Below are 26,124 nucleotides of genomic sequence, written 5' to 3' on the forward strand. Positions count from 1 at the left end.
TGAATAATAGTAATTTTGTAGGCTAACGACATTAACCCGTTTAATAAAATTTAAAATTATGTCAGCACAAGTTACGGCTCCATATAAACCAAAAAATCATATCCGAATTGTAACTGCAGCTTCCTTATTTGATGGCCACGATGCGGCGATCAATATAATGAGAAGGATTATTCAGTCTACAGGATGTGAGGTAATTCATTTAGGTCATAATCGATCTGTACAGGAAATTGTTAATACAGCTATTCAGGAAGACGCACAGGCAATAGCCATTACTTCATACCAGGGTGGTCATGTTGAGTTTTTCAAGTACATGTACGACCTTTTGAATGAAAAAGGTTGTGGCCACATCAAGATCTTTGGTGGTGGTGGTGGAACGATACTTCCCGAAGAAATAAAAGAGCTTCACGATTATGGCATAACTCGAATCTATTCTCCGGATGACGGACGTCACATGGGATTACAAGGAATGATAAATGATCTTGTTGAAAAATGTGATTTCCCTGTTGGAGGAGATTTAAATGGAGAGTTTTCAAAATTAAGCCCTGAAAACGAGCAAGCTATAGCAAGAATAATCTCGGCTGCGGAAAATTTCCCTGATGAGAGTGCTGACATTATTAGCAAGATCCATGATCTTTCAGATGAAAAGAAGGTTCCGGTACTTGGAATAACAGGAACCGGAGGTGCAGGTAAATCTTCACTCGTTGATGAACTAGTAAGAAGGTTTTTAATTGATTTTGATGATAAAAAAATCGCAATTATTTCCGTCGATCCTTCGAAAAGAAAAACCGGGGGAGCTCTTCTTGGCGACAGAATAAGAATGAATGCGATAAATAATGACAGGGTTTATATGAGATCCCTGGCAACAAGGCAAAGTAATCTTGCATTATCAAAATATGTTCGGGAAGCTATCCACGTTGTCAAGGCAGCAGGATTTGATTTCATTATCCTGGAAACTTCCGGAATCGGGCAGTCAGATACTGAAATAATCGAGCATTCTGATATGTCATTATATGTAATGACTCCTGAATACGGGGCGGCAACACAGTTAGAAAAGATTGACATGCTCGATTTTGCTGATGTAATCGCCCTGAATAAATTTGATAAGAAAGGTGCACTCGATGCTCTAAGAGATGTCAAGAAACAGTATCAGCGAAACCACGGAATGTGGCATGCAACAGAAGAAGACATTCCTGTTTACGGTACTATAGCTTCACAATTCAATGATCCGGGCACAAACCGACTTTATAGAAAGCTGATGGATGTCATCATTGAAAAAACAGGTGTCGACCATCTTAAGTCATCTCTGACTATTGATGATGTTCCATCTGAAAAAGTTCATATTATCCCACCAAACAGAGTGAGATACCTGTCAGAAATTTCTGAAACTTGCCGTCAGTACGATGACTGGACTGAAGAACAAAAGAATGTAGCTCAAAAATTATACAGCCTGCAGAACAGTATTGACATATTAAGAAATTCTGAAATAGAAGATAAAGACAGACTTATAAAACAACTTGAAGAAACTTACCATCATGTTTCTCTTGATCTTGATCCTCGAAATAAAAAGTTAATTGAAAATTGGCCTGAGGTAAAAGAGAACTACAGCAGTGATGAATATGTTTACAAGGTTAGAGGTAAGGAAATAAAAGTTAAGACTTATACAGAGTCTCTTTCACATTCTAAAATCCCGAAAGTTTCTCTTCCTAAATATGAAGCATGGGGAGATCTATTGAAATGGCAACTTAAAGAAAACGTGCCTGGAGATTTCCCATATACTGCCGGAGTTTTCCCTTTCAAAAGAGAAGGTGAAGATCCTACAAGAATGTTTGCCGGTGAAGGCGGTCCTGAACGTACAAATAAACGATTCCATTATCTGTCTCAGGATATGCCAGCTAAACGTTTAAGCACGGCCTTTGATTCGGTTACTTTATATGGTGAGGACCCTGATTACAGACCTGACATTTATGGTAAGATCGGTAATAGTGGAGTAAGTATTTGCTCACTTGATGACGCTAAAAAACTCTATTCTGGTTTTGACCTGTCTGATCCGATGACCTCAGTATCAATGACAATTAATGGCCCTGCATCGACATTAACTGCTTTTTTCATGAATGCAGCGATCGATCAGTCATGTGAAAAGTATATCAAAGAGAATGGCCTGGAAAAAGAAGTCGAGACTAAAATAGAAAAGATCTATAAAGACCTTGGTGTTCCAAGACCAAAATACGAAGGTAGTCTTCCTGAAGGTAATAATGGACTGGGTTTGATGTTACTAGGTGTCACCGGAGACCAGGTTTTACCAAAGGATGTATATGAAAAGATCAAGGCTGAAACCATCTCAAGAGTAAGAGGTACAGTTCAGGCTGATATCCTAAAAGAAGATCAGGCACAAAACACCTGTATATTTAGTACAGAATTCAGCCTGAGATTAATGGGTGATGTTCAGCAATACTTTATCGATAATGAAGTTAAAAACTTCTATTCTGTATCAATTTCAGGATACCATATCGCTGAAGCCGGTGCCAACCCGATAAGCCAGCTTGCATTTACATTAGCTAATGGCTTTACATTTGTTGAATACTACCTGGCAAGAGGAATGGATATCAATAAGTTTGCTCCTAATTTCTCATTCTTCTTTTCAAATGGTGTTGATCCGGAATATAGTGTTATCGGAAGGGTTGCCAGAAGAATTTGGGCCAAAGCCATGAAAATTAAATACGGAGCAAATGATCGTGCCCAAAAACTGAAATATCACATTCAAACATCTGGACGTTCACTTCACGCCCAGGAAATTGATTTTAACGATATTCGTACAACACTGCAGGCACTTTATGCAATCTATGATAACTGTAACTCTCTTCATACTAATGCTTATGATGAAGCAATTACCACACCTACAGAAGAGTCAGTAAGAAGAGCTGTTGCAATTCAATTGATAATAAATAAAGAACTGGGACTTGCGAAAAACCAGAACCCGATCCAGGGATCATTTATTATCGAAGAACTTACTGATCTGGTTGAGGAAGCAGTTTTAACTGAATTTGACAGGATCACTGAAAGAGGTGGGGTTCTTGGTGCAATGGAAACGATGTATCAAAGAGGTAAAATTCAGGAAGAAAGCCTTCATTATGAAACCTTAAAGCATACTGGGGAATATCCTATCGTGGGTGTTAATACTTATCTGTCAAGTAAAGGATCTCCTACTATTATTCCTAAAGAAGTGATCAGGGCAACAAAAGAAGAAAAAGAAAGTCAGATCAATGCGTGTGAAGCTATAAAATCAAAGTATGATGAAACAGGTCATAAGCTATTGAGAGATTTACAAAAATCTGCGGTTGCCAACGATAACCTGTTCGAAAAACTCATGGAGGTAACTAAGTATTGTACGCTGGGACAGATTACTCATGCTCTTTTCGAAGTAGGTGGACAGTACAGACGAAATATGTAAAAAATATATCCTCATTAAATCAAAAGTCTGGCAATTAGCCAGACTTCTATTTTTTATGTAGAAAATTATGAATATTTTTATAATTACTGAGATTATTTCATTATAAATCAGCGATTAATTTTCAACAGGAAACAGATACCGATCTACTCGATATTATTACCTGGGAAATGAAACAAATTTTTGATAAAATAGTTCTTAAACTAATTATTATCATTTATCACTAAAACCACTTCACGATCATGGATAATTTTGAAAAGTATAGTGATCAAGCTATAGAACTCATCATGGTATATGGGCCAAAGCTTTTATTAGCAATAATAGTATTAATAGTTGGGTTAGCAATTATTAAACCTATTGTCAGGTTTATCCGAAAAACACTTCATAACCGGGATGTTGACCCATCTGTCATCCCTTTTCTTACAGGAATTACAGGTGCTATTTTAAAGATAATGCTATTTATCGCGGTAGCTGAAATGGTTGGGGTTGAAACGACTTCATTCATTGCTGTATTAGGTGCTGCTGGTTTGGCTATCGGTTTGGCTTTACAAGGAAGCCTTGCAAATTTTGCCGGGGGAGTTTTGATACTCTTATTCAAACCTTTTAAAGTAGGAGACTATATTGAAGGTCAGGGTCACGCTGGAACAGTAAAAGAAATTTCCATTTTATATACTGTTTTAAATACACCTGATAATAAAAAGATAATCATCCCTAATGGGAACTTGTCGAATAATTCAATGATTAATTATTCCGCTGAAGAAACACGCAGGATAGACTTTTTGTTCGGTGTAGGATATGATGATAACATTGATTTAGTAAAAGAAACCATCGCGGAAGTATTTAAAAGTGACGATAGAATATTATCAGATCCCGAACCAATGATCCAGCTTCACGAGTTGGGTGATAGCAGTGTCAACTTTGCCTCTCGTGTCTGGGTAAAAACATCAGATTATTGGGGTGTATACTGGAGCCTGATGGAAACCGCAAAAAGAAAATTTGACGAAAAAGGAATTAATATACCTTATCCACAAAGAGACGTTCACATTTTTCAATCTGAATCTTCAAACAATGAGTAACAAAGTTTTTTTTATTGCCATTATACTAGGCTTTATCTTTATTAACCAAAAGACTTACGGTCAGGAAGAAGACTCTTTAAAACCACACTACGATTCAATTCACTGGCGTGTAAAAATGAATACCGGATTTTTATTTAATCAGGCATCATTTAATTCCAGATGGACAGGTGGAGGTGTGAATTCTTTGGGCCTTGGAACATTCTTTTATTATAAAGCTAATTACCAAAAAGATAGAAGAACCTGGGATACAAATATAGAGTTGCAATACGGATTTACAGATACAGAAGGAATTGGTTTCAGAAAGGCCAATGACAGATTGTTTTTAGATACCAAATATGGTTACTCTTTTAATGATAAATGGAGTGTCTACGGTGCTCTGAATATTCTCACCCAATTCGCTAAAGGATATGAATATGGGGAGGACCCTACTACAGGTGAAGAAACAGCTAAATTAATATCTAAATTTATGGCTCCGGGATATATTACAACTTCATTTGGTATCGAATATGACCCGACTGATTATTTCTTTATCAGACTATCTCCTTTCGCTCCACGCTGGACTATAGTAACTGATGACGAACTTTATCTTACAGCTGGAACAAATTATGGAGTACCTATTGGAGAAACAGTAAGGACTGAATGGGTATCTGCGCAGTTAATGGCTGAATTTAATAAAGAGATTTTTGAAAATGTAAATTTGCAATGGCGTTATACTGCATATTGGAATATGAAACAACCAATTAATGAAACAGATCAACGTCTTGATATTACAATTTCAGCTAATGTAAACGACTGGCTGTCTACCTCTTTGGGAGCAAACCTATTGTATGATAAAGACCAAATAGATGGTTTGCAAATAGCTCAGGCATTTAATCTCGGAGTTTCATATAAATTCCAGAATTACAGGAAAAAAGATAAATAAGTATTTAAGATAATCTGATTTTTGTTTTTGTTTAAGCGCATGTAACTTACAATAAAGTAACATGCGCTTTTATTATTTTATATATGAATAAACCATTTAATATCCACAGTCATAATTTTCCCTCAGATAATTTAAAAGACCAGGTAATTTATCAGGTCATGGCTCATGAATATGATTCACTCCCGGATCTTCCTTACATGAGCATTGGGATACACCCATGGCATTTTGAGGACCAGAAAATAGAGGATCAATGGGCTAAAATTGAGAAATGGGCCACATCTGAAAATGTGGTAGCAATAGGCGAATCAGGATTGGATTATGCCATCGACCAGGATAGAAAACTTCAGGAAGAAATTTTCATCAGACATATTGAATTAAGTGAGCAAACGCAAAAACCATTAATCATACATTGTGTAAAGGCTCATAATGAATTAGTTAGAGTAAGAAAAAAAACCAGAGCTAAGCAACAGTGGATCGTTCATGGAGTAAATCAGAAATTAAAATCCCTGACCTCTTTACTTGAAAGAGACATTATATTGTCCTTCGGAAAAGCACTTTTGGAGGAAAAGTCAAATGCAAGAAAAGTAATCAGAGAATTAGGGATGGGAAGTTTCTTATTTGAAACCGACGATGAAGAAAACTCAATGATCAATTCTATCTATAAGGAGGCAGCTAATATTTTAGATAAAAATGAAGAGCAAATAAAAAAAGAAATCGGATATCTTTGCACCGAAATTTTTGATATCTGAATAATGGAATATAATAATTGGCTGGAGCGAACCGAATTATTGATCGGTGATGAAAATGTTGACAAACTTAAAAATTCAAAAATATTAATAGTCGGCCTTGGTGGTGTAGGATCATTTGCGGCTGAATTTCTGGTCCGCGCTGGGGTTGGATCCTTAACTATTGCTGATGGTGATCGATTCGATCCCACTAATAAAAACCGGCAACTTTCAGCTTTAGATTCTACAATAGGCGAACCCAAAGCTTCTGTAGTAGGTAAAAGACTTAAAGATATTAATAAGGATATCCAACTTGAAATCATTGATAAATTTCTTGAACCGGAAGAGACCAACAATATAGTTAGAAATGAGAAGTTTGACTATATCGTTGACTGTATTGATTCTATCACTCCAAAGATTAACCTGATAAAAGCAGCGATATTCACTAAAACCAAAATTGTCAGTTCTATGGGCGCAGGTGGTAAACTTGACCCGGCAAAGATAAAAACTGCAAGTATCTGGAAAACCAGGCAATGTAATTTTGCCCGTCAGATCAAAAAGAGACTAAAAAAAGATGATATTTATAAAAATGTCAGGGTAGTTTATTCCTATGATGAACTAAAAAAGGATTCATTAAAACTAACTGATGGTTCTAATTATAAAAAGTCTTTTTATGGAACCATTTCTTATATGCCTGCGTTATTTGGGTTACATTGTGCTGCAGAGGTAATTCGTGGGATAACCGACATTTATAGTATTAAGAAATCAAACCAATGATAAAAAAAGTAACAACGCACTATCTTGCCGATAAGGAATATGAAATCGTCAATGAATCTGGTAATAAAGTTTCAATTGATATGTATCCTGCTGACGAAAAGAAAGCATTGGCACCAATGGAATTACTTCTAGGAGCTGCCGGGGCATGTGCTGCGGTGGATCTTGTTGAAATGGTAAAAAAAAGGAGGAAGACGGTCGAAGACCTCAAGATCGAATCTACTGGAAAACGAAGGGACACAGTTCCAAAGAGCTATGAATCGATCAACTTGCATTTCATACTAAAATCTCCTGACTGTACGGAAGATGAATTCACCAAATTGGTCAAACTGGCTGTTGAAAAATATTGCTCAGTCACTGATTCATTAAAAGGTAGAGCTGAAGTGACTTTTACTAGCGAGGTGCAAAATTAAAAGTTGCCTGAACGTCCCAGTTTTTCCCATTATGCTTTAAAAGAGAAATGGTGTTTTGTGCATATTCCCTTTTGAAACTAATGTTTGAAAAATATTCTACTACAGAAGGATAATCATCTTTTTCAAGATCCCGATTGGCTATTGTGATGTGCGGATTGAATGGTCTGGCCTGGATTTTACTGATATCCATATTAATCTCACTACCAACATCGTGAAGGGTTCGTTCTCTTAATACAGCTAAATCAGGATTCTCTGTTGGTTGAACATAAAAGGTTCTGGGAGGGAATCCTGAAAACCCATTTAATGAAACCTCAAAGACTTTGGTTGATTTGGCTATTTCTTCAATACACTGAATTATTTTCACTTCTTCATCTTCACCTTTCCTGAATGGAGGATACAAAGTAATATGAGGAGGAGATTTTTGAGCATGTTTTGCTCCAACTAATCTTTCAATTTCTTTCATAAAATCTACAATCTCCCCTTTTACTGGAGAAGGAACCAGGCAAGCTATGTAATAAAGTGGTTTCTGATTTTTAGTCATTTAATATCTTTTTGTAGATATTAAAATTTTCATCATCGTAACAACAAAATATCACCTCCTCTAAATTTTGAGGCTCGTAATCCTGAACTGTTTTAATAGCAATATTAGCTGCTCTCTCTTTGGGGAAGCCATATATTCCTGTTGAAATATTAGGGAAAGCTATCGTTTTGCATTTCTTAGAATCAGCATTTTTTAAACTTGATTCATAAGCACTCGCAAGCAATTCATCTTCATCTGAGTCACCACCATTCCACACCGGGCCTACAGCATGAATGATATAATCTGCAGGGAGATCAAAACCTTTAGTTACTTTTGAATCTCCTGTAGGACATCCGTCATATTTTTTTGTCGCTTCTTTTAATTCTGGTCCGGCTGCCCTGTGAATTGCTCCATCTACCCCGCCACCTCCGGCAAGAGATTTATTCGCCGCATTAACAATAGCATCTACATTGAGGGTGGTAATATCGTCTTTAACTAAGCTTATTTCTAACATGTCTTTGGAAATTGATCTACTAAAATTTCATCAATTCCTATCAACTTATCAAGTCTAAGCTTTGTTCCGTTCTCTAAATAAAGAAATTCTTCTCCTGAATCTGTCCTTAGATCCTTTAATTTCACATAAGTGGTTTCCATACTGCCCTGTTCACTCTTATAAATCACCTTATGCTGGCTACCTTCTATGATGTATGCCTCCAGGTAATCATAGAATGAACACGATATAGGTTTATATGGCTTTTCCACTTTTAATAAACTTCGTCCAGTTCTTTTTGTAATTTTCGTCTTCAGGATTTAAACGGGTGAACCATTTAGGTTGTTCGATATTAACAGAAACCCATCCTTTTTTACCAGGATGCCAGATTTTAAGCTGGTAAGCTAATAGCCTAATCTGTCTTTGGTAGGTATCATCTGCACCATATTTATAATCTCCAACTATCGGAGTTCCTAAGTGTTGCATATGAAGCCTTAATTGGTTTTTTCTGCCAGTTACTAATGATAGCTCTACCAAATCATGATCTTCCAAGCGTTTTAACAATCTATAACTAGTAATAGCTGTCTTAGCTTCATCATTCTTATTTTTTATCACCTCCATCTTGCCTCTCCTACCTTCCGTCACTTCTGTCACAATTTCACCGGACTCATTTTTGATATGGCCTTCCACCAAAGCGAGGTATCTCTTATCAGAAGATGGCCAGTATTCCATAATAGCTTCACGGTCCTTTCTATTGAAGGCAAAAGAAACTAGTCCTTCTACCTCCCGGTCAAGACGATGAATTACACTTACTTTTCTTTTGATATTATTTTTAGCAAAGGCCTTATTGATTATCTCCTCGCAACTCATACCCTCCTTGGCTTTCTGAGCAGCTGTTAATAATCCAGCAGGTTTATGAATGATCATAATTCGATCATCTTGATAGTGAACTTTGAAAGGCAATTTCATTGCTTTATCAACTTCACTTTTTACTTTTTTCTTATGACCTAATTCAATCAGGTCTCCCTTATTAACCTTTTGTCCGGCAGATCTGATTTGCTTACCATTGCAGTAAATATCCCCACTCAACCATTTTTTTTTCTGGCTGACAGACATATGCGGATAAACCTCTTTTAAAAGATCTGCAATTTTACCATCTGTTGGTGCTTCAAAAGATAATTTTGAATTCATTATTTATATTTTTTAATCTACACTTCTGATAAGTATAGATATATGTGACTTATTAAAATACCAAATATCGGGAGATTTATCAGCTAATCTTTCAGGTCAATTTAATCTTATCTACTAATTACCTGCTAATATTCAAGAAGCAATGTATTACCGGAATTGAATACCCCTATAAATTGTGATGCAAAATTGCTTAAAATTTTAGAATTTACACCTAAATTAAAAAATTACCATTTTGGAGATCACTTCTACTAAGAATCCAAGGATTAAAAATCTAACCTTACTTCAATCAAAAGGTAAGGCCAGGCGCGAACAAGGCATTTTTATCGTTGAGGGTGAAAAAGAAAATGAATTATTATTTAATTCAGATTATCAGTTAAAAGAAGCCTACATCTGCCCTGAAATAATAAATGATGACCTTTCTAATTTAATAAATGACCGGCTTGATAAACAAAATATTTTTACAGTAACAAAAGAAGTATTCAATAAAATAGCCTACAGAGGCTCAACCGGTGGAATAATAACCATTGCCTCACAAAAATATTTTCAGCTCGATGATTTAAAGAACGTTTCAAACCCATTGATTCTGGTAGCAGAATCAGTTGAAAAACCGGGTAATATTGGAGCTTTACTAAGGACTGTTGACGCTGCTAAAATTGATGCTCTGGTGATTTGTGACCCTAAAACAGATTTTTTCAATCCAAATGTAATCAGGAGTAGCCTCGGATGCGTATTCACAACAAAGATCATTTCCTGTACTTCAGATGAAGCAATTTCCTTTTTTAACAAGGAAGGCATCAATATTTATTGTGCAGCACTAACCGCTTCAAAAAGATATGACCTGATAGATTACCGAAAAGGATCAGCTTTAGTGTTTGGCACTGAAAGTACCGGCCTTACAGATCTTTGGCTTAATAATTCGACTCAAAATATAATTATCCCAATGCAGGGCAAAATTGATTCTCTGAACGTATCTGTTTCAGCTGCAGTAATAACCTTCGAAGCAGTAAGACAAAGAGGGTTTTAATATCTTTTAAATCGGGGGCAAAGCATCAAATTCATAAACCTGTAATGCATTATTATAGACACAGTAGGCTTTGTAGCTTTTTTCATTTTCGAAATACAGCAGGGCAATTTCATGACTGCTTTGGAAAGGTCTTCCATTTAATAGATTACCTCGTCTATTATATAAATATGACAATTGTTGAACATCATCATTAATAATTATGATCTGTTCTGTAGCGGAAAACTGATAATATTGAAAACTTAACTGATCTGTTTTCAGAAAATCTTTTTCAAATAACACATTTAAGTCTTTAGATAAGATCCTGACACGAGTTCCATCTATTGCAGCCACTAAATAAGTCTTTTCAAGAGCATCAGGGATTATTTCAAAACGTGTATTCGGACCAATCTTTATCAATTGTTTTTCTCTTGTGATTTGTCCGTTCAGATTAAATTCAAATAATTTTCCTCCGGCAGAAATTGTTGCGAGCAATGTTTGCTCAAAGGAGGCTCCCTGTCTGACAAATAGTTTATTTCTAACCTGATCCCCTAAATTCAAAGGGAAATTATCGTAATACTCACCACGTCGGTTTGTGATGTGCACCATACCATTTTCAGTAATGTTAATCATCAGGTCTTTTTTCCTGACACGGAGATGCCTCATCGGTTCGATTAGTCTATGCTCAAATGACTTTGGATTCCAGCCTTTTAATAATTGTCGGTCTTTATTGTACAGGTAGACATTTCCCGAATAATCAGAATATGTTATTCGATATCTTTTCGAATTATCATAATCTATGACATTTGCAGCTTTAATAGAAGTAGAGGGCTCAGCAAACAATGGATATCCTTCAATTTCGTTTCCAAGTCTGTCAACAATATGAATTCTGGAGTTGGTATACAAAAAGTATTGAAGCTTATTGTTTTGATAAAAATCCACCTGATCCACCTCACCTCTTATTTCTTCATTCAGAGAATCACTCCATAAAACCTGTCCGGAGTTGCTTATCAAATGGATTATATTAGCAGTGTCTTGTAAAAAAACTTCATTTTCAAAAGTATTGTGATTCCGAACTACAAATGGTTTGGTTCTTATTGGATTATCAAACTCTGTTCTGAAAACAGATTCATATGTTTCCCGGCTAGCAATATTTAATCGCTTGGATTTTTCAAGATTTGCAGCGATATACCATTTATTATCAAGTTCACTTAGATGAATTGCCATCCATTCAAAAGCTCTTAATGGAGAGGGATTATCTGTCAGCATGGCTTTATATTTTTCTGAAGCAATAGCTGGAAAAAATTCCCATGCTCTATTCAGGTTTATCAGCTTTCCTATAGAAGCATCATCAATATTCTTTTCAAGTCTTGACGCTATTTTCAGATTTTTCCCCCAAGTGCTCTCCTCCTGCCTGCTTCGTATAATATTTTTCATCACAGGGACACTTTCAGTAACAATTAGAAAATTGTCAATTACAGAATAATACAAGGATGAAAAACCTCTAAAATAGGGTCCAAAAAGTGCCTCAGGAACTCCCTCTATCGCTATTTCACTAATTTCTATACCGGCATATTCTTCAATATATACAGAATCTGATTGCATAGATGACTCAGCAAGCTTATTCAAAATATTGAGACCGGCACCAATATCTGAAAGCTCCTGGATCATCGCATGTGTTGTACTTTGATAATCTCCGGTGGGTAATTCAACTAGCGTAAGTTCAGAACCAACTGATTTATACCACTGGTCAATATTTACTCCATATTTATTATCTATCGAAGATTGTTTCCGTAGCTCTTGCCCCTGAATTACTTGCAAATAGTTTTGCAATTCATTCTGCCATACAACATTATCCGAAATCGAGAAAAAAGTCGCTTCTATTGCTTGTAGAGGAATATATTGTGGTGATCGAAATTTTCTTCCTTTCTGGCTGGCATAAAGATTCAGATAACTTCTTTTATCATCAGATTTAATAGCAAATCCATTTAGATCAATAGATTCACCACTACTTTTCACATCAATGACACCTACTTCAAAAAGTGAATTATAACCGGCATAATTATCAGTAAACTTAAGATCAACAGTTTGTTCCAAAAAATCCTGAAACTGATCCCCATTCAAATAAACATTCCCTTCATCTCTGACAGCTCCTTTTATTTGTGCTGATTTTTTATATTTTTCTTCAAAAGATTTCTGATTGCCGTAATAACATCTGATTATATCCTCAATTAGCAAGTTGTTATCAGAGAAGACTCCAAAAGACCCGATCTCTACATAATGAATAGAAAGGCCTGCGGGTTTAAAAAATGTTTCAATTTCTTTCCCCTCAACATCATAAGGTTCTTTTTTCAAGGTAAAATCTCCCTCCAATAAAGAACCATGAATATTATTTATAACCTTATTTACTCCCGCTACTGATTTATCCAAATAAAAAACATAATCAAATTTACCTTTGCCTGTTTGATGAATACTATAGCTTAACCCCTGATTTATTATTTCAATATTTGGCTCATAAGCATAATTTTCAATTAGTGAATCTCTAAGTTTCAGCACGGGGTTGTCTCCCAGAAAAAAAGCAAAAAAATCATCTCTATGGTAAAGTGAATCTACTGACTTACTCATGTCAGGCTCTTCAACTACTGCCAAGGCGTTTGAAGGTATAATTTTCCATTTTGAAACTTTTTCTCCTTCCCAAAAAAAGAAATATAATATACCTGCAATAATTATCAGGGCCAGCGAAATAGTCAGAAGTCTTTTTAGCACGGTAATAAAAAATTTGATTTTAGTTTTCTACTGCAAAATAATATTTATTGAAATGCCAATACAACGGAAGTGCAAAAAGTTCTTGAAAAACAAAAATTTTATAATCTCAACTATATATATTTCTGTTTGAATGTAAGGTTTGAAATCTCTTTCGACAGAATTATTGGATATTATTACGAACCTTTGTAATGGAAAGAAATACTTGAAAGAATTTTTTCGATTACCACCAGCTTATGGAAAATCTCCAAGACAAAGTTTTGGGGCTTTTACTGTTTATCTTTTTTGCAGTAAGCCCATCATATTTATATTCTCAAACCTGTAATGTAGAGCCTGGTTACAGTTTTCTAACTTCCAGTTCAGGATGTGCACCATTTAATGTGCGGATTCAGACAGAATTTTTTAATTCTACTGCTGGAACTGTCTATTATGTAGATTGGGGTGACGGTAGCCCTATCGAGGTATATACTCAGGCAGTGGATTATTCGGCAGCAGCTAATAATGGGACCATCATTGAACATACATATGCCTCCTCTCCTACTGACTGTGGATACATAATTAATATAGACGCTGAAAATGCTGCTTGTCCTTTTGGTAGTATTGAACCTCTGCAAATCCCAGTTGTAGTCTGGACAGAAGACCAACCCGCTGTTGCGCCAAACACATATCGGGTTTGCGCAGGCTATGCAGCAGATATCACTTTTGAAGACAACAGTAATTGGAATTGTAACCCACGACCTACTCGTGAAAATGCCGCCTCAAGATGGGGTCAATGGATCTATGGTACCGGTGATGCAACCAATAGAATTCCCGGTATTACTGTTGGAGGATCAACACCTGCTTTTCCTTACAAAGATGATGTTGCTCCTATTTATCCTATTGATGACTTAACTCAAACAAGTGATGTTATCTCAGTTCCTGTGACTACCAATGCAGATATTGGAAAAGAATTTGAAATAACGTGGCGAAACTGGAATCAATGTAACGCATATGATAATGATGTTACTGATGGTAATGGTTTAAATCCTGTTACTGGTGATATGATCAATGGTGATAATGACCCGGTAGTGGCCGCTGGAAAAGTGGTCATTGTTGAATCTCCTGAGCCAGATTTTGTGACAAGAAAAGGAGATGCTTCCGGAGCTATAGCTGACCTGTTTTGTATAGATGACCCGGTTTATTTTGATAATGAAACCCCTCCAATAGCTGGAGCCGGATATTGGTACACTTGGGAGTTCTTTGATGATAATACCGGCACTGTAAGTTTGGGTACTTCAAATGATGAAAACCCCACCTTTTCATTTTCAACCCCAGGACAGAAACTAATAACCTACAAGGTAAAAGATATTAATGCTGCAGGTAATTGTGAAGTCGAAATTCAGAAGGTAATAACCATTTCCCCAACTGCAGTAGCTAATATTAATATAGAAGATGCTGCAGGAAATCCCGTTACTGAAAATCAATTTTGTATAGACTCCCAGGAAGGAACCGTTCAGGAATTGGTTTTTGTTGACGGAACCCAAAACATTGATGCTAATACCAGATGGAAATGGGAATTTTTTGATCAAAATGGAAACTTGGTTGATTCATATCCAGCCTCAGGGTTCTCAGATACTCAGCTTGGTCCTTTCAACAGAGTATTTGGTCAGAAAGGAAACTATCTGGTAAGACTTACCACAAAGGATGCAGGAACAAACTGTGAGTCTATAGATGAAAAAAGCATAACTATTTACGATACTCCACAGCCTGACTTTACAGCAACCGGAAGTTGTTCAGGTGAAGATATATTATTTACTGATGCTTCTACCTATAACGCATTAGCCTCCGAACAAATCATTTCTTATGAATGGGATTTTGATTATGACGGAACAACATTTAGCGCCGATCAGACATTAGGCACTGGTGAGGATGTCACATATAATTATGCATCAAGTGGCATGTATACTGTTGCACTTAAAGTGACAACTGATGGTGCAGGATGTTCTAAAATTTTCACTCAATCAATAACGATAAACCCTCAACCACAGTCAGCAATTTCTGCAAACACCCTTTCTGGATGTAGTGACCTGGAAGTTACATTAAATAACACTTCACATGCTACTCAAACAGCTACCATCAATGAATACAGATGGTATCGGGATTCAGGCTCAGGACCTGAATTATTTGCAACTAGAGAACCCGGCGTTAGTGGGTATACATCTTCTTTTAATGAAATTTTCATAAATGATACTGGTTCAGACCTGGTTTATGAGGTATATATGGAAGCTATTTCTGCCCAGGGGTGTATTACTCAATCTAACGTTTTAAGTATTTCGGTGTCCCCCGCTCCCATTACAAGTTTTGTTTCTTCAGATTATGACCCGAATGCAAACAATTGCGCGCCTCAGACATATAACTTTAGCGTAACTCCGGAAACTCAATCACTTTCACCTGATACTTATACCTGGACGGTTTACGATGAAGGTACCGGCACCCAGCTATACACTGCAACGAACAACGGGACAAATCCTTCTTTCAGCTATACATTTGATAATACTGATCAGATAGCAAAAGTTTACAGAGTTTATGTCGAAGCTTCAAAAACAGGAGTTTGTTTCAGAGGAAACTCGATGCTTGTAAGAGTTAATCCTATACCTTCGGGCATGTTTACTGTGTCAGAACCAGAAATCACCTGTACTGATTATACTGTTATCTACGATGCAGATCAAAAGGGGCTATATCAGTACACCTGGGAAATCATTAATGATGGCAATTCATTTTTCCCTCCAAATGATCAGGATTTCGTTGAGCAAACTTATCCGCGACCTGCTGCAGGTGAAGCCGATAAAACTATAACTGTTCGGCTGACAACTACTAATTCAACATTATGTAAAAGCAGTACAGAAGAACAAACTTTTACGATCCCGGCGCAGACCAATTTTATGGCAGCATTTACCGCTACTCCGGAAAATCAAACATACCCAAGTTCTACAGTATCTATTACGAACAATTCTACTCAAAGTAGTGGATTAAGCTATGAATGGGATTTTGGTGATGGTACGGTAGCTTCAGGTTATGATCCTGGTTCACATACCTATGCTGAGGCAGGTAATTACATTATTACATTGACAGTTAGTGATGGAGGTTGTATAGAACAAATCTCACTGCAAGTAGCTATATCTCCATCCGGACCAATTGCAGATTTCATTTTCGAACCTGGTGTGGGTTGCTCACCACTGACTGTATACTTTACTAATTTATCAGAAAGTGCTACTAACTTCCTGTGGGATTTTGGAGATGGAAACACATCCACTGAAATTGATCCGATACATTCCTACAGATCGCCTGGTATCTATGAAGTCAGCCTGACAGCCTCTTCAGAATTTGGTGAAGATATTTTTATTTCAGAGCAAAAAATCGAAGTCCTTGAAACCCCATATGCTGATTTTGTAATCAGGCCGTTTCCTATTTACCTTCCGGATGATGAGGCTACCTTCATTAACAGAAGTACTAATGCAACCTCATACTTCTGGGATTTTGGTGACGGAAACACCTCCACCCAAACAAACCCTGTTCATCAATACGAAAATGATGGTGATTACACTATTACCCTTGTAGCGCAAAATGAAAATGGTTGTGCAGATACACTTACTATAGAAGGAGCTGTAGAAACCATCACAACAGGCAGGTTTAGAGTACCAAATGTTTTCAGTCCGGACCCTACCGGACCTTCAGGAGGATATGTGGATGGTGAAGTTGGAAGAAATGATATATTCAGACCTTTAATAGAAGGTGTTAAGGAATATCATTTACAGATATTCAATAAATGGGGTGAGTTATTATTTGAAAGCTTCAACACCAAGCAAGGATGGGACGGATATTACAAAGATAAATTGTGCCAGGAAGATGTTTATGTATATAAGATCAGAGCTGTATTTAATAATAATGAAGAAACAACAAAGGTAGGAGATGTTCTACTTCTCCAATAACAAAAAAACCGCCTGAAAGGGCGGTTTTTTTATATCATTAAGAAAGCAAAAAGTGATTATCTTTTGCTATCCAATACTTCCATTACTTCTTTAACGTGATTTCTTGATTCTTCAAGAAGTTTTTTCTCATCATCGTTAAGATCAAGTTCGATAACTTTCTCGATACCATTTTTCCCTAAAATAACCGGTACACCAAGATACACGTCATCGATACCATACTCACCTTCTAACTTCACACAAACAGGGAATACTCTTCTCTGATCACGAACGATAGCCTCTACCATTTGAGCTGCTGCTGATCCTGGAGCATACCATGCTGAAGTACCCATAAGCTTAACAAGTTCACCACCACCGAATTTTGTTCTTTCGATGATCTCATCAAGTTTGCTTTTGTCAATAAGCTCTGTAACAGGAATTCCGCCGACAGTAGTATATCTAGGAAGTGGAACCATAGTATCGCCATGACCACCCATTAGAACTGCCTGAATGTCCTTTGGAGAAACATTTAATTCTTCTGCAAGAAAAGCTCTGTACCTTGCTGTATCAAGGATACCTGCCATACCCATTACTTTCGTTCTTGGGAATTGAGAAGTAATGTGAGCCTGGTAAGTCATCACATCCAGTGGATTCGACACTACAATGATGATTGCATCAGGTGAATGCTTTACTACATTTTCAGTTACCTGTTTTACAATTCCCGCATTAGTTTCTATCAAATCATCACGACTCATACCGGGTTTTCTAGGAAGACCTGATGTAATAACAACTACATCACTCCCGGCAGTCTTTGAGTAATCATTTGTAGAACCTATAGTTCGGGTATCATACAGGTTTATTGGAGATTTTTGCCAGATATCAAGGGATTTTCCTTCAGCCACCCCTTCTTTAATATCCAACAATACTACTTCGTTAGCAATTTCTCGGTAAGCAAGAACATCAGCGCAAGTAGCACCAACATTACCCGCTCCTACTACAGTAACTTTCATATTTGTGTTCGGTTTAAGATAATTGTGTCATTTTTATCGCTGACAAATTTATAAAGAAAGTACCATACTTTCAGTCTAAATCGAATGAAACACAAATTTTACTTGTTCTTATAAGCAAGAGCCATTGAGAAAAATCCGAAAGAAGATTGGTAAGCAAAGAACAGATCTTCCATGAATTTATTATTCATACCAGATAAGTTCTCCATCATTTTAGCTTTTATGGTGGGTTGATTGCTAAAGATTTCGTGGATATTTATTTGAGGAATAGCGAAGATCTCTGCGGTTTCAGTCATTACCAATGCGTGATAAAGTCGCTTTTTATTTACAAGAATAGAGTTTTCCCCAAAAGTATCGGTAGCATGAATAACAGCAAGACGCTCAAATTTCCCTTTAAGATCAAGATTGAGACTGATTTTTCCTGATTTCAGGATATATAAAGCATGACTGGGATCATCTTTAAAAAAAACAGCCTCATTATGCTTATAACGTCTCAAAAACATATATGGCACAAAATTAGAAAGCTCCTCAAGGCTAAGCTCTTTAAATAAAGTCAGCTCCTTAAGAAACTCGTACATTTCAAGTTCTTTCTCAGAATATTTTCTCTTAAAAGGATTTTTAATCTTTAACACTTAGCTGAAGTATTTTTCTTGTCTTAGAAGTTAATTTGTACCTGTTGTCAATCCGGAAACCAACTACCCACACTATCTCACCATCCGATTCGACAACCAACATCTTGCTTTTCAATGATAGCGGAATTTTGGCATCAATCATAAAATCACTCAACTTTTTTTTCCCTTTCATTCCTAAAGGAATAAACCAATCGCCCTCTCGCCAGGATCTTATTATTAATGGCTTTTTCAATTTATCAAAGTCCAAAGCTGCTATATTGGGATCTGGATTTATCTTGTATTCTTCTGAAGAAAATATAGAAGAGACTATCTTTTTGCCATGAACTTCATTTTCACCAGGAAAATTCAACTCCATTTTAACTTCAATATCATCTTCCATTGAAAAATCAATCAACCAGTGGTTTCTATCTTTTATTATTTTTGCATTTGGTGATTCAAATATTTTGCCTGAAGAGCTTGTTATTGAAGAAAATATATCATTAACCTGACTTTCTGTGAAACCAAGCCGGTTGAAAAGATCTGATAAAAATAACTTATGATCCGGGTGATAAGTAACCCGTGATATCTCAAAAGCTTTAAAACCTTTATATTCTACTAATTCCTTTTTTATAAAATCTTTATAGCCCCTATCATAAAATGATTCCAACCTTCTGAAATATTCCATTTGAGACTTCATAGTCTCAATAAAAGAGGGATTTATTTCTTTAAATGATGGAATAACATTATTCCTCAGGTAATTTCTATTGTATTTATCAGAATAATTGCTGCTATCTTCTCTCCAGTTTATGCCGTACTTGATAGCAAAATTTTTAATCTGATCCCTGGAGAAATTCAATAACGGTCGATAAATCCTTCCTCTTTTTTCAGGAATACCTCTTAACCCTTTTACGCCTGTGCCTTTTATTAAATTAAAGATTAAAGTCTCAACATTATCATTATGATGATGTGCTGTCAAAATATAGTCTTTCTCTCCTAGTATATTTTCAAACCAACTATATCTCAGGTTGCGGGCTGTTACCTGCGTATTTTCACCTGTTTCAGCCGAAACCCTTAAAGTATCAAATTTCTTTACTTCGCATTTCACTCCAAGATCATTGGCTAACTGACGAACAAACTCTTCATCATTCTCAGACTCTTCTCCCCTTAATTGAAAATTACAATGAAGTAAAATAGTATTTAATCCTGCATTTACAGAAAGGTAAGCCAATACAGTTGAATCAAGCCCTCCACTACATGCAACATAGCAAACGGCATTATTTTTGAGGTCTAATGCTTGAGAAATATTCTTTATAAAATTGACAGATAGACTATCGGAAACCATTGAATTAAAGAGATTCTCCTATATTCGTTGTAATATTGCAAAAAATACTGAACGATGCTTCGTAAAAGCTTATTTTTATTATTAGCCATTTTATCTGTAACGACCCTTTCGGCACAAAAAACTTCGAAAGACAGAGTCTTACTAAAGAACGGTGGTGACTATTTTGAATATATTGAAACCGATTCTGCAAGAGTTGGGAAATTTGTTGGTTCACCTAGAAACCAGGTTCAATTCCATCAAAAAGATACCCGTATATTCGGAGACAGTGTTTATCAGTTTAAAGATGATAATAAAATTATCGTATTTGGAAATGTAAAAATCTTTGATGGGGATACAATCAGAATTTTTTCAAAAAAAGCTACCTACTACGGAAATGAAAAAAGAGCAGAATTGCGTGGCAATGTTCGCTTTGAGGATGGAACCCGTAAACTCTATACTGATTACCTGGATTATGTAAGACCTGATAATCTTGCTTACTATTTCAATGATGGAAAATTAGTAGATACTTCAAATGTCCTGACATCTCAGAAAGGATATTATAATACCATATCCAAAGTGATGAGCTTTAAAAACGATGTGGTTTTAAAAAATCCAGATTACACCTTATTTACTGATACGCTCGTCTATAATACTATCTCAAAAATAGCTAGAACAGAAAGCTTTATGACCCTGGTAGGAAATAAGGGCGATACAGTAAGTGCAGTTGAAGGTGAATACCGTACGATTACAGGAAAAACATTTCTTAAAAGAGGAACTATAAATACCCCGGATTATATTTTAACAGGAGACGAATTGCGCTTCAATGAAAAACAAAGCACCGCAGAAGCTGATCAAAATGTGCTAATGATCAGTAAAGAAAATGACTTGATCATAACCGGGAATCATGCAAGATATTGGGATGATATAAAAAAGACACTTATTTACGGACAGGTAGTTATGAAAAAACCTGTTGATACAGACACTTTATTAATGCGTTCAGACACCTTAATTGCCCTGGAAGGTGGCCCGAAGGAAGAAAGAAGAATCTTAGCTTATAATAATATCAGACTTTATAAATCAGATCTGCAGGGAAAAGCCGATTCTCTGGCCTATTTCACCTATGATAGTTTACTGACTTTTTTCAGGGACCCGGTATTATGGACCGGAGATAACCAAATGACGGCAGATACGATTACCGCCAGGATAACTAATAAGACTCTAGACAAAATGTTCCTGTCTAATAATTCATTTGTTATTCAGGAAGATACTTTAATGAACTACAATCAGATAAAGGGCAAAAATATCACAGTAGATTTTTTAGATGGTAAACTGAATGATGTAAAAGTCAGAGGAAATGGGCAGAGTATTTATTTCAGAGTGAATGAAAATCTTCAGTTAGAAGGTTTGAATAAAATTATTTCTTCTGATATAAATATGACTTTTGAAAACCAAAAAATAAAAAAGTTATCTTTCCTCGGAAAACCTGAGGGCAATTTCACGCCTTCTAATAAAATGGGGACATCCCAGACCACACTTGAAGGCTTTACATGGCGTAATGAGGAAAGGCCGGACAAAGTGGATATTTTCACCTCAGTACCGAATAAAAAACCAGACGATAGCACATCTGAAGAAAACATCGAAGAGGACGGTTCTGAAAACGTAAACTCCAGAGAATTAATGGATCGCATTGAAGACCGTCAAAAAAGAGGGAATTAATCTTAAAATCGGCAAGATATTTGCTATAAATATAACAGAACGTTAATTTTTTTAAAAAATTGCATTTTTATAAAAAAAGTTAGTCTTAAAAATGTTTTGCAACGTTCAATATATTATATTAAGGTTTATATAGAACATCCTATAATCAGGTTTGGGAATGCGAAATTTTTTACTCTTTTCATTTACGTTTATTTTTTCTCTGTTGTGTCAGGCACAACAGCTGGAAATCAATACTGATGAAAAAATAGCCTTCACACCTTCAGATTCTGAAAAAAATTTCCCAATAACACTATCTTCATCAAGAGTAGAAGAGCCAGTTAGAATAGGTGTTGAGATAGAATCTCATAGTATGGATTTTGATGAGGACATGAAAATTTGCTATAATGGCAGATGTATCAGTGTTTTTGAAAAATTTCCGGAATCTTTTCTAGTAATCAAAAACTCAACTGATTTTCTCAAAGTTACAGGTAAATACATTCCCGGAAATGGAGAAAAAGGCTTAAGTGATATAACTCTTAGATTCTTTAATTTGAACAGTCCAAATACTTACGTCGAAAAGACTATCACTTTCAATAATAGCAACAACCCGGATGTTCTTTATGCAGACAGCAAACTATCTGTTGGTAATATTTATCCAAATCCAGTGACGAATTTTGGTTATTTGAAATTCAATATTAAAGCACAAAACATCAAAGCTAAAGTTTTATTACAAAATGTATTGGGCAGTACTATCGAAGAAATCCCCCTTAGTCCTTATGAGAACACCTTAAAGATCAGCACTGAAGGTCTTAATCCTGGTGTCTATTTTTATACTTTAGTAATCGATGATCAGAACACCGCTACCAAAAAGTTCATCATTCAATAACATTTAACATCTTTTACACGTTTTAACACATTGGTTATTTATTATTTACCGTGTATATTTGCACCCTTATGAGGAAATCTTCAATTTTTATAACAGCGCTGGCACTGATAGCTATACTCACTTCTTGTTCCGAATTCAGAAAAGCACAAAAATCTGATGATTGGGAGTATAAATATCAAACAGCTCTAAAATACTATGATAAAGGCGATTATTACAAGGCAATCTTTCTTTTCGAGGAAGTTCAGCCGTATGTAAAAGTAAGGAAAGAGGGAGAGGAACTTCTTTTTAAATATGCTTATTCTTATTACCATTATAAAGACCAGTATATTTATGCTGCCTCATTATTTGAGTCTTTCTATACTACCTATGCCAGATCTGATAAAGCTATCGAAGCTAGATTTATGCAAGCGTATTGTCTTTATAAGCAAAGTCCACAATATAATCTTGACCAGACCTATACTCTTCAAGCTATTGATCTGACTCAAAGTTTCCTAAACAAATATCCTGAAAGTGAATATGCTCCAAGGGCAGAACAAATAATAAAAGAATTAAGGGTTAAGCTTGAAAAGAAGGCGTATGAAAACGCAAAAACATATTACAGATTAAGACTTTACAAGTCTGCAATGACTGCCCTCGAAAATTTCAGACAAGAATACCCTGACTCAAAATATTTAGAAGAAACTGAATTCCTCAAGTTAAGAGCAACATACAATCATGCTAAGCTAAGCATTCGATCTAAGCAGGAGGAAAGATATAAAAATACTATAGATGCGTATGAAAAATTCGCAGCTAAATTCCCAAGTAGCACTTATATGAAAGAGGCTGAAAACCTTTATGAAGATGCTATTGATGAAATTAATAAATTGAAAACACAAAATTCCTGATATAATGTCTAGAGCTGAAATTATTACCAGAGACGTAGATAAAATTGCTAAACAAACAGGCAATGTTTATAAATCAATAAACATTATTGCCAAAAGAGCACGTCAAATTTCTACAGAAGTAAAAGAAGAATTAAATTCCAAATTAGTGGAATTTGCCAGTAGTGTAGACAATCTTGAGGAAGTATTTGAGAACAGAGAACAAATTGAGATCTCAAGATTTTACGAAAGACAACCTAAACCTTCAAAAATAGCACTTGAAGAATTTCTTGAAGGCAATGTCTACTGGAGAGATCCGGAAGATCCTCAACTTGAAATCTAAAAATGTCTCTTAAAGGGAAAAAAATCATTATTGGAATAACTGGTAGTATCGCAGCTTACAAAAGTGCGCTTCTAACCAGGTTATTGATAAAAGAAGGCGCAGAGGTGAAGATTGTAATGACTTCCTCTGCTTCTTCATTTATTACCCCCCTTACTCTCGCTACTTTATCCAAAAATCCGGTTTTAACTAAATTTGAAAAGAATGAAGGTGGCGAATGGAACAACCATGTAGAGTTAGGTATCTGGGGAGATCTCTTCGTAATCGCCCCGGCAAGTGCTAACACTATTTCCAAATGCGTAAATGGCACTTGTGACAATTTATTAATCGCAACATATCTTAGTGCTCGTTGCCAAGTGATGTTCTCCCCTGCAATGGATCTGGACATGTACCAGCATCCTTCCACTAAAAATAATATTGAAAAGCTCATTTCCTTTGGTAATATTATTATACCAGCAGGCAAGGGTGAATTAGCCAGTGGATTGGAAGGTGAGGGACGAATGGCAGAACCTGAGGAGATTTTGAAAAAAATCCAACTATTTTTTGAAAGCAAAGGTTCGCTGGAAGGGAAAAAGGTATTAATAACTGCCGGCCCGACTTATGAAAAAATAGACCCTGTAAGATTCATAGGAAACCATAGCAGTGGTAAAATGGGATATGCAATTGCTGAAGAATGCGCAAATCATGGAGCAGAGGTGCAGTTAGTTTCAGGACCGGTGGGTCTTAAGCTAAATAATCCGAAAATTACAGTAACTCAGGTTACTTCTGCGTTGGAGATGATGGAAGCTGCTGATTCACTGTCTGAATCATCAGATATCCTGATTTTTTCAGCAGCTGTATCCGATTATAGACCTAGTTCTCCGGCCTCATCTAAGATTAAAAAAGAATCCGCAGCCCCTCCTACTATTGATCTCACCGAAAACCCCGATATTGCCTTGACTATTGGGAAAAAGAAAAGAAAAGATCAATATTCTCTAGGATTTGCTCTTGAAACTAATGATGAAAAGGCGAATGCAGAAAAAAAATTAGAGAAAAAGAATTTTAATGCAATTGTATTAAATTCGTTAAATGATGAGGGAGCTGGTTTCGGGCATGATACAAATAAGATCTCGATTATTGCTAAAAACAAGAAACAGTTGGATTTACCGTTAAAAGATAAACGCAGCCTCGCCAAGGATATAGTTAAATATATAATAGATGATCTCTAATACGAGCATTGTGAAAATATTTTTTTTATTTCTAACTATTCTGTCAGTATCTCACTCAGGAATTGCACAGGAATTAAATTGTCGTGTAGTTGTAGATGATCAACAAGTAGACCTCACAGACAAATCTGTTTTTAATGATCTTGAACAATCCCTGACAAGATTTCTAAATGAATCTAAATGGACAAATGACTCCTATGAACCATATGAGAGAATTTATTGTACATTTTTAATTACTATAACTAGTAGTCCTTCAATAGGAAATTTTAATGCCACAGTACAAATCCAGTCTTTCAGACCGGTTTATAATGCCTCTTATGAAACGAGAATTTTGAACTATGGTGATCGTGACTGGAATTTTAGCTATACTATATCTCAACCTATTATTTTTAATCAAAATTCTTTTACTGATAACTTAAGTTCTTTACTTGCTTTTTATGCATATATGATAATTGGCATGGATTACGATACTTTCAGTGAATCCGGTGGCTCTCCATACTTTGAAATAGCAAATCGAATAGTTAATAATGCGTCACAGCAAGGTGGTGGATGGGATCAGTTTTCTAATAACCGAAATAGATACTGGTTAGTAAATAATATGATTAGCCCACAATTTCTCCCTTACAGGGAGGCCATGTATCAATATCATCGACTTGGTTTGGATGTATTTACTGAAAATCCTGATGAAGCAAGAAGAAATATCATTGAAGCCCTGGAGAAAATAAGTGAGGTAAATAAAGTAAGTCCTAACTCTGTCTTGATTACAACTTTTCTCGATTCGAAAAGAGATGAAATAATCAATATATTTACAGAGGGTGACATGGCACAACGACGGCAGGTTTACAATTTAATGCTCAGACTGGAACCAAGTAAAAGCTCGGATTATACCCAGATAATCAGAAATTAAACTAAATCATTTTTTGATATAATTTTTAA

22 protein-coding genes are annotated in these 26,124 nt (G+C 35.8%); 14 read left to right on the top strand and 8 right to left on the bottom strand.

The annotated features are described in order from the left end of the window. Positions 1-58 precede the first annotated feature (58 nt). The 6 genes from OO013_RS01630 (at position 59) to OO013_RS01655 (ending at position 7,355) form a co-directional block, all read left to right on the top strand. The gene (locus OO013_RS01630; RefSeq protein WP_266054790.1) at positions 59-3,448 is read left to right on the top strand and encodes a methylmalonyl-CoA mutase family protein; all 3,390 of its coding nucleotides are present in this window, start codon (positions 59-61) and stop codon (positions 3,446-3,448) included. 239 nt (positions 3,449-3,687) lie between these two features. Next, positions 3,688-4,521, top strand: a complete 834-nt coding sequence (locus OO013_RS01635) for a mechanosensitive ion channel family protein (RefSeq protein ID WP_266054791.1) — start codon at positions 3,688-3,690, stop codon at positions 4,519-4,521. Beyond that, positions 4,514-5,443, top strand: a complete 930-nt coding sequence (locus OO013_RS01640) for a DUF3078 domain-containing protein (RefSeq protein ID WP_266054793.1) — start codon at positions 4,514-4,516, stop codon at positions 5,441-5,443. The genes OO013_RS01635 and OO013_RS01640 overlap by 8 nt, the downstream gene beginning before the upstream one ends. Positions 5,444-5,526: 83 nt before the next feature. Next, the gene (locus OO013_RS01645) at positions 5,527-6,192 is read left to right on the top strand and encodes a TatD family hydrolase (RefSeq protein WP_266054795.1); all 666 of its coding nucleotides are present in this window, start codon (positions 5,527-5,529) and stop codon (positions 6,190-6,192) included. Positions 6,193-6,195: 3 nt separating this feature from the next. Beyond that, positions 6,196-6,945 (top strand): tRNA threonylcarbamoyladenosine dehydratase, encoded by a 750-nt coding sequence (locus OO013_RS01650; protein ID WP_266054796.1) that lies wholly within the window; start codon positions 6,196-6,198, stop codon positions 6,943-6,945. Further along, on the top strand, positions 6,942-7,355 hold the full coding sequence (locus OO013_RS01655; protein ID WP_266054797.1) for an OsmC family protein: 414 nt from the start codon (positions 6,942-6,944) through the stop codon (positions 7,353-7,355). Before OO013_RS01650 ends, OO013_RS01655 begins: the two co-directional genes overlap by 4 nt. On the opposite strand, the gene OO013_RS01660 is transcribed toward OO013_RS01655, so the two are convergent. From OO013_RS01660 to OO013_RS01675, 4 genes are read right to left on the bottom strand one after another with little or no spacing between them, the layout of a single operon-like run. Beyond that, the gene (locus OO013_RS01660) at positions 7,336-7,896 is read right to left on the bottom strand and encodes a 2'-5' RNA ligase family protein (protein ID WP_266054798.1); all 561 of its coding nucleotides are present in this window, start codon (positions 7,894-7,896) and stop codon (positions 7,336-7,338) included. The genes OO013_RS01655 and OO013_RS01660 overlap by 20 nt on opposite strands. Next, positions 7,889-8,389 carry an O-acetyl-ADP-ribose deacetylase gene (locus OO013_RS01665; RefSeq protein ID WP_266054800.1) on the bottom strand — a complete coding sequence of 167 codons (501 nt, stop codon included), beginning with the start codon at positions 8,387-8,389 and terminating at the stop codon, positions 7,889-7,891. The genes OO013_RS01660 and OO013_RS01665 overlap by 8 nt, the downstream gene beginning before the upstream one ends. Next, positions 8,383-8,637 (bottom strand): hypothetical protein, encoded by a 255-nt coding sequence (locus OO013_RS01670; RefSeq protein WP_266054801.1) that lies wholly within the window; start codon positions 8,635-8,637, stop codon positions 8,383-8,385. The genes OO013_RS01665 and OO013_RS01670 overlap by 7 nt, the downstream gene beginning before the upstream one ends. Beyond that, on the bottom strand, positions 8,621-9,556 hold the full coding sequence (locus tag OO013_RS01675; protein WP_266054803.1) for an RluA family pseudouridine synthase: 936 nt from the start codon (positions 9,554-9,556) through the stop codon (positions 8,621-8,623). The genes OO013_RS01670 and OO013_RS01675 overlap by 17 nt, the downstream gene beginning before the upstream one ends. Positions 9,557-9,788: 232 nt before the next feature. Here OO013_RS01675 and OO013_RS01680 point away from each other — a divergent pair, with 232 nt between their 5' ends. Continuing rightward, complete coding sequence (locus OO013_RS01680; RefSeq protein WP_266054804.1) at positions 9,789-10,580, top strand: TrmH family RNA methyltransferase; 792 nt, start codon at positions 9,789-9,791, stop codon at positions 10,578-10,580. Positions 10,581-10,586: 6 nt separating this feature from the next. Here the strand turns inward: OO013_RS01680 and OO013_RS01685 are convergent, their stop codons facing one another. Continuing rightward, positions 10,587-13,322, bottom strand: a complete 2,736-nt coding sequence (locus OO013_RS01685) for a hypothetical protein (protein WP_266054805.1) — start codon at positions 13,320-13,322, stop codon at positions 10,587-10,589. 233 nt (positions 13,323-13,555) lie between these two features. Here OO013_RS01685 and OO013_RS01690 point away from each other — a divergent pair, with 233 nt between their 5' ends. After that, complete coding sequence (locus tag OO013_RS01690; protein ID WP_266054806.1) at positions 13,556-17,287, top strand: PKD domain-containing protein; 3,732 nt, start codon at positions 13,556-13,558, stop codon at positions 17,285-17,287. Between the two features lie 56 nt (positions 17,288-17,343). Here OO013_RS01690 and mdh read toward each other — a convergent pair whose 3' ends face one another. The 3 genes from mdh to tilS all read right to left on the bottom strand — a co-directional run bounded on the left by mdh (position 17,344) and on the right by tilS (position 20,223). Then, positions 17,344-18,273, bottom strand: coding sequence for a malate dehydrogenase (gene mdh, locus OO013_RS01695; protein ID WP_266054808.1), 930 nt, complete (start codon positions 18,271-18,273; stop codon positions 17,344-17,346). A gap of 98 nt (positions 18,274-18,371) precedes the next feature. Continuing rightward, positions 18,372-18,902, bottom strand: coding sequence for a cyclic nucleotide-binding domain-containing protein (locus OO013_RS01700; protein ID WP_266054809.1), 531 nt, complete (start codon positions 18,900-18,902; stop codon positions 18,372-18,374). Next, positions 18,889-20,223 carry a tRNA lysidine(34) synthetase TilS gene (tilS, locus tag OO013_RS01705; protein ID WP_266054811.1) on the bottom strand — a complete coding sequence of 445 codons (1,335 nt, stop codon included), beginning with the start codon at positions 20,221-20,223 and terminating at the stop codon, positions 18,889-18,891. Before tilS ends, OO013_RS01700 begins: the two co-directional genes overlap by 14 nt. Positions 20,224-20,277: 54 nt before the next feature. On the opposite strand from tilS, the gene OO013_RS01710 reads away from it, so the two are divergent. The 6 genes from OO013_RS01710 (at position 20,278) to porD (ending at position 26,095) form a co-directional block, all read left to right on the top strand. Beyond that, positions 20,278-21,918 carry an OstA-like protein gene (locus OO013_RS01710; protein ID WP_266054812.1) on the top strand — a complete coding sequence of 547 codons (1,641 nt, stop codon included), beginning with the start codon at positions 20,278-20,280 and terminating at the stop codon, positions 21,916-21,918. 157 nt (positions 21,919-22,075) lie between these two features. Next, positions 22,076-22,783, top strand: coding sequence for a T9SS type A sorting domain-containing protein (locus tag OO013_RS01715; protein WP_266054814.1), 708 nt, complete (start codon positions 22,076-22,078; stop codon positions 22,781-22,783). Between the two features lie 68 nt (positions 22,784-22,851). Next, positions 22,852-23,667, top strand: coding sequence for an outer membrane protein assembly factor BamD (locus OO013_RS01720; RefSeq protein ID WP_266054816.1), 816 nt, complete (start codon positions 22,852-22,854; stop codon positions 23,665-23,667). Between the two features lie 4 nt (positions 23,668-23,671). Then, positions 23,672-23,986, top strand: a complete 315-nt coding sequence (locus OO013_RS01725; protein WP_266054818.1) for a DNA-directed RNA polymerase subunit omega — start codon at positions 23,672-23,674, stop codon at positions 23,984-23,986. 2 nt (positions 23,987-23,988) lie between these two features. Further along, positions 23,989-25,191, top strand: coding sequence for a bifunctional phosphopantothenoylcysteine decarboxylase/phosphopantothenate--cysteine ligase CoaBC (gene coaBC, locus OO013_RS01730; protein ID WP_266054820.1), 1,203 nt, complete (start codon positions 23,989-23,991; stop codon positions 25,189-25,191). Continuing rightward, complete coding sequence (porD, locus tag OO013_RS01735) at positions 25,181-26,095, top strand: type IX secretion system protein PorD (RefSeq protein ID WP_266054822.1); 915 nt, start codon at positions 25,181-25,183, stop codon at positions 26,093-26,095. The genes coaBC and porD overlap by 11 nt, the downstream gene beginning before the upstream one ends. Positions 26,096-26,124 lie beyond the last annotated feature (29 nt).

It is taken from the genome of Mangrovivirga halotolerans (assembly GCF_026241165.1).
GTDB classification, from domain to species: Bacteria; Bacteroidota; Bacteroidia; order Cytophagales; family Cyclobacteriaceae; genus Mangrovivirga; species Mangrovivirga halotolerans.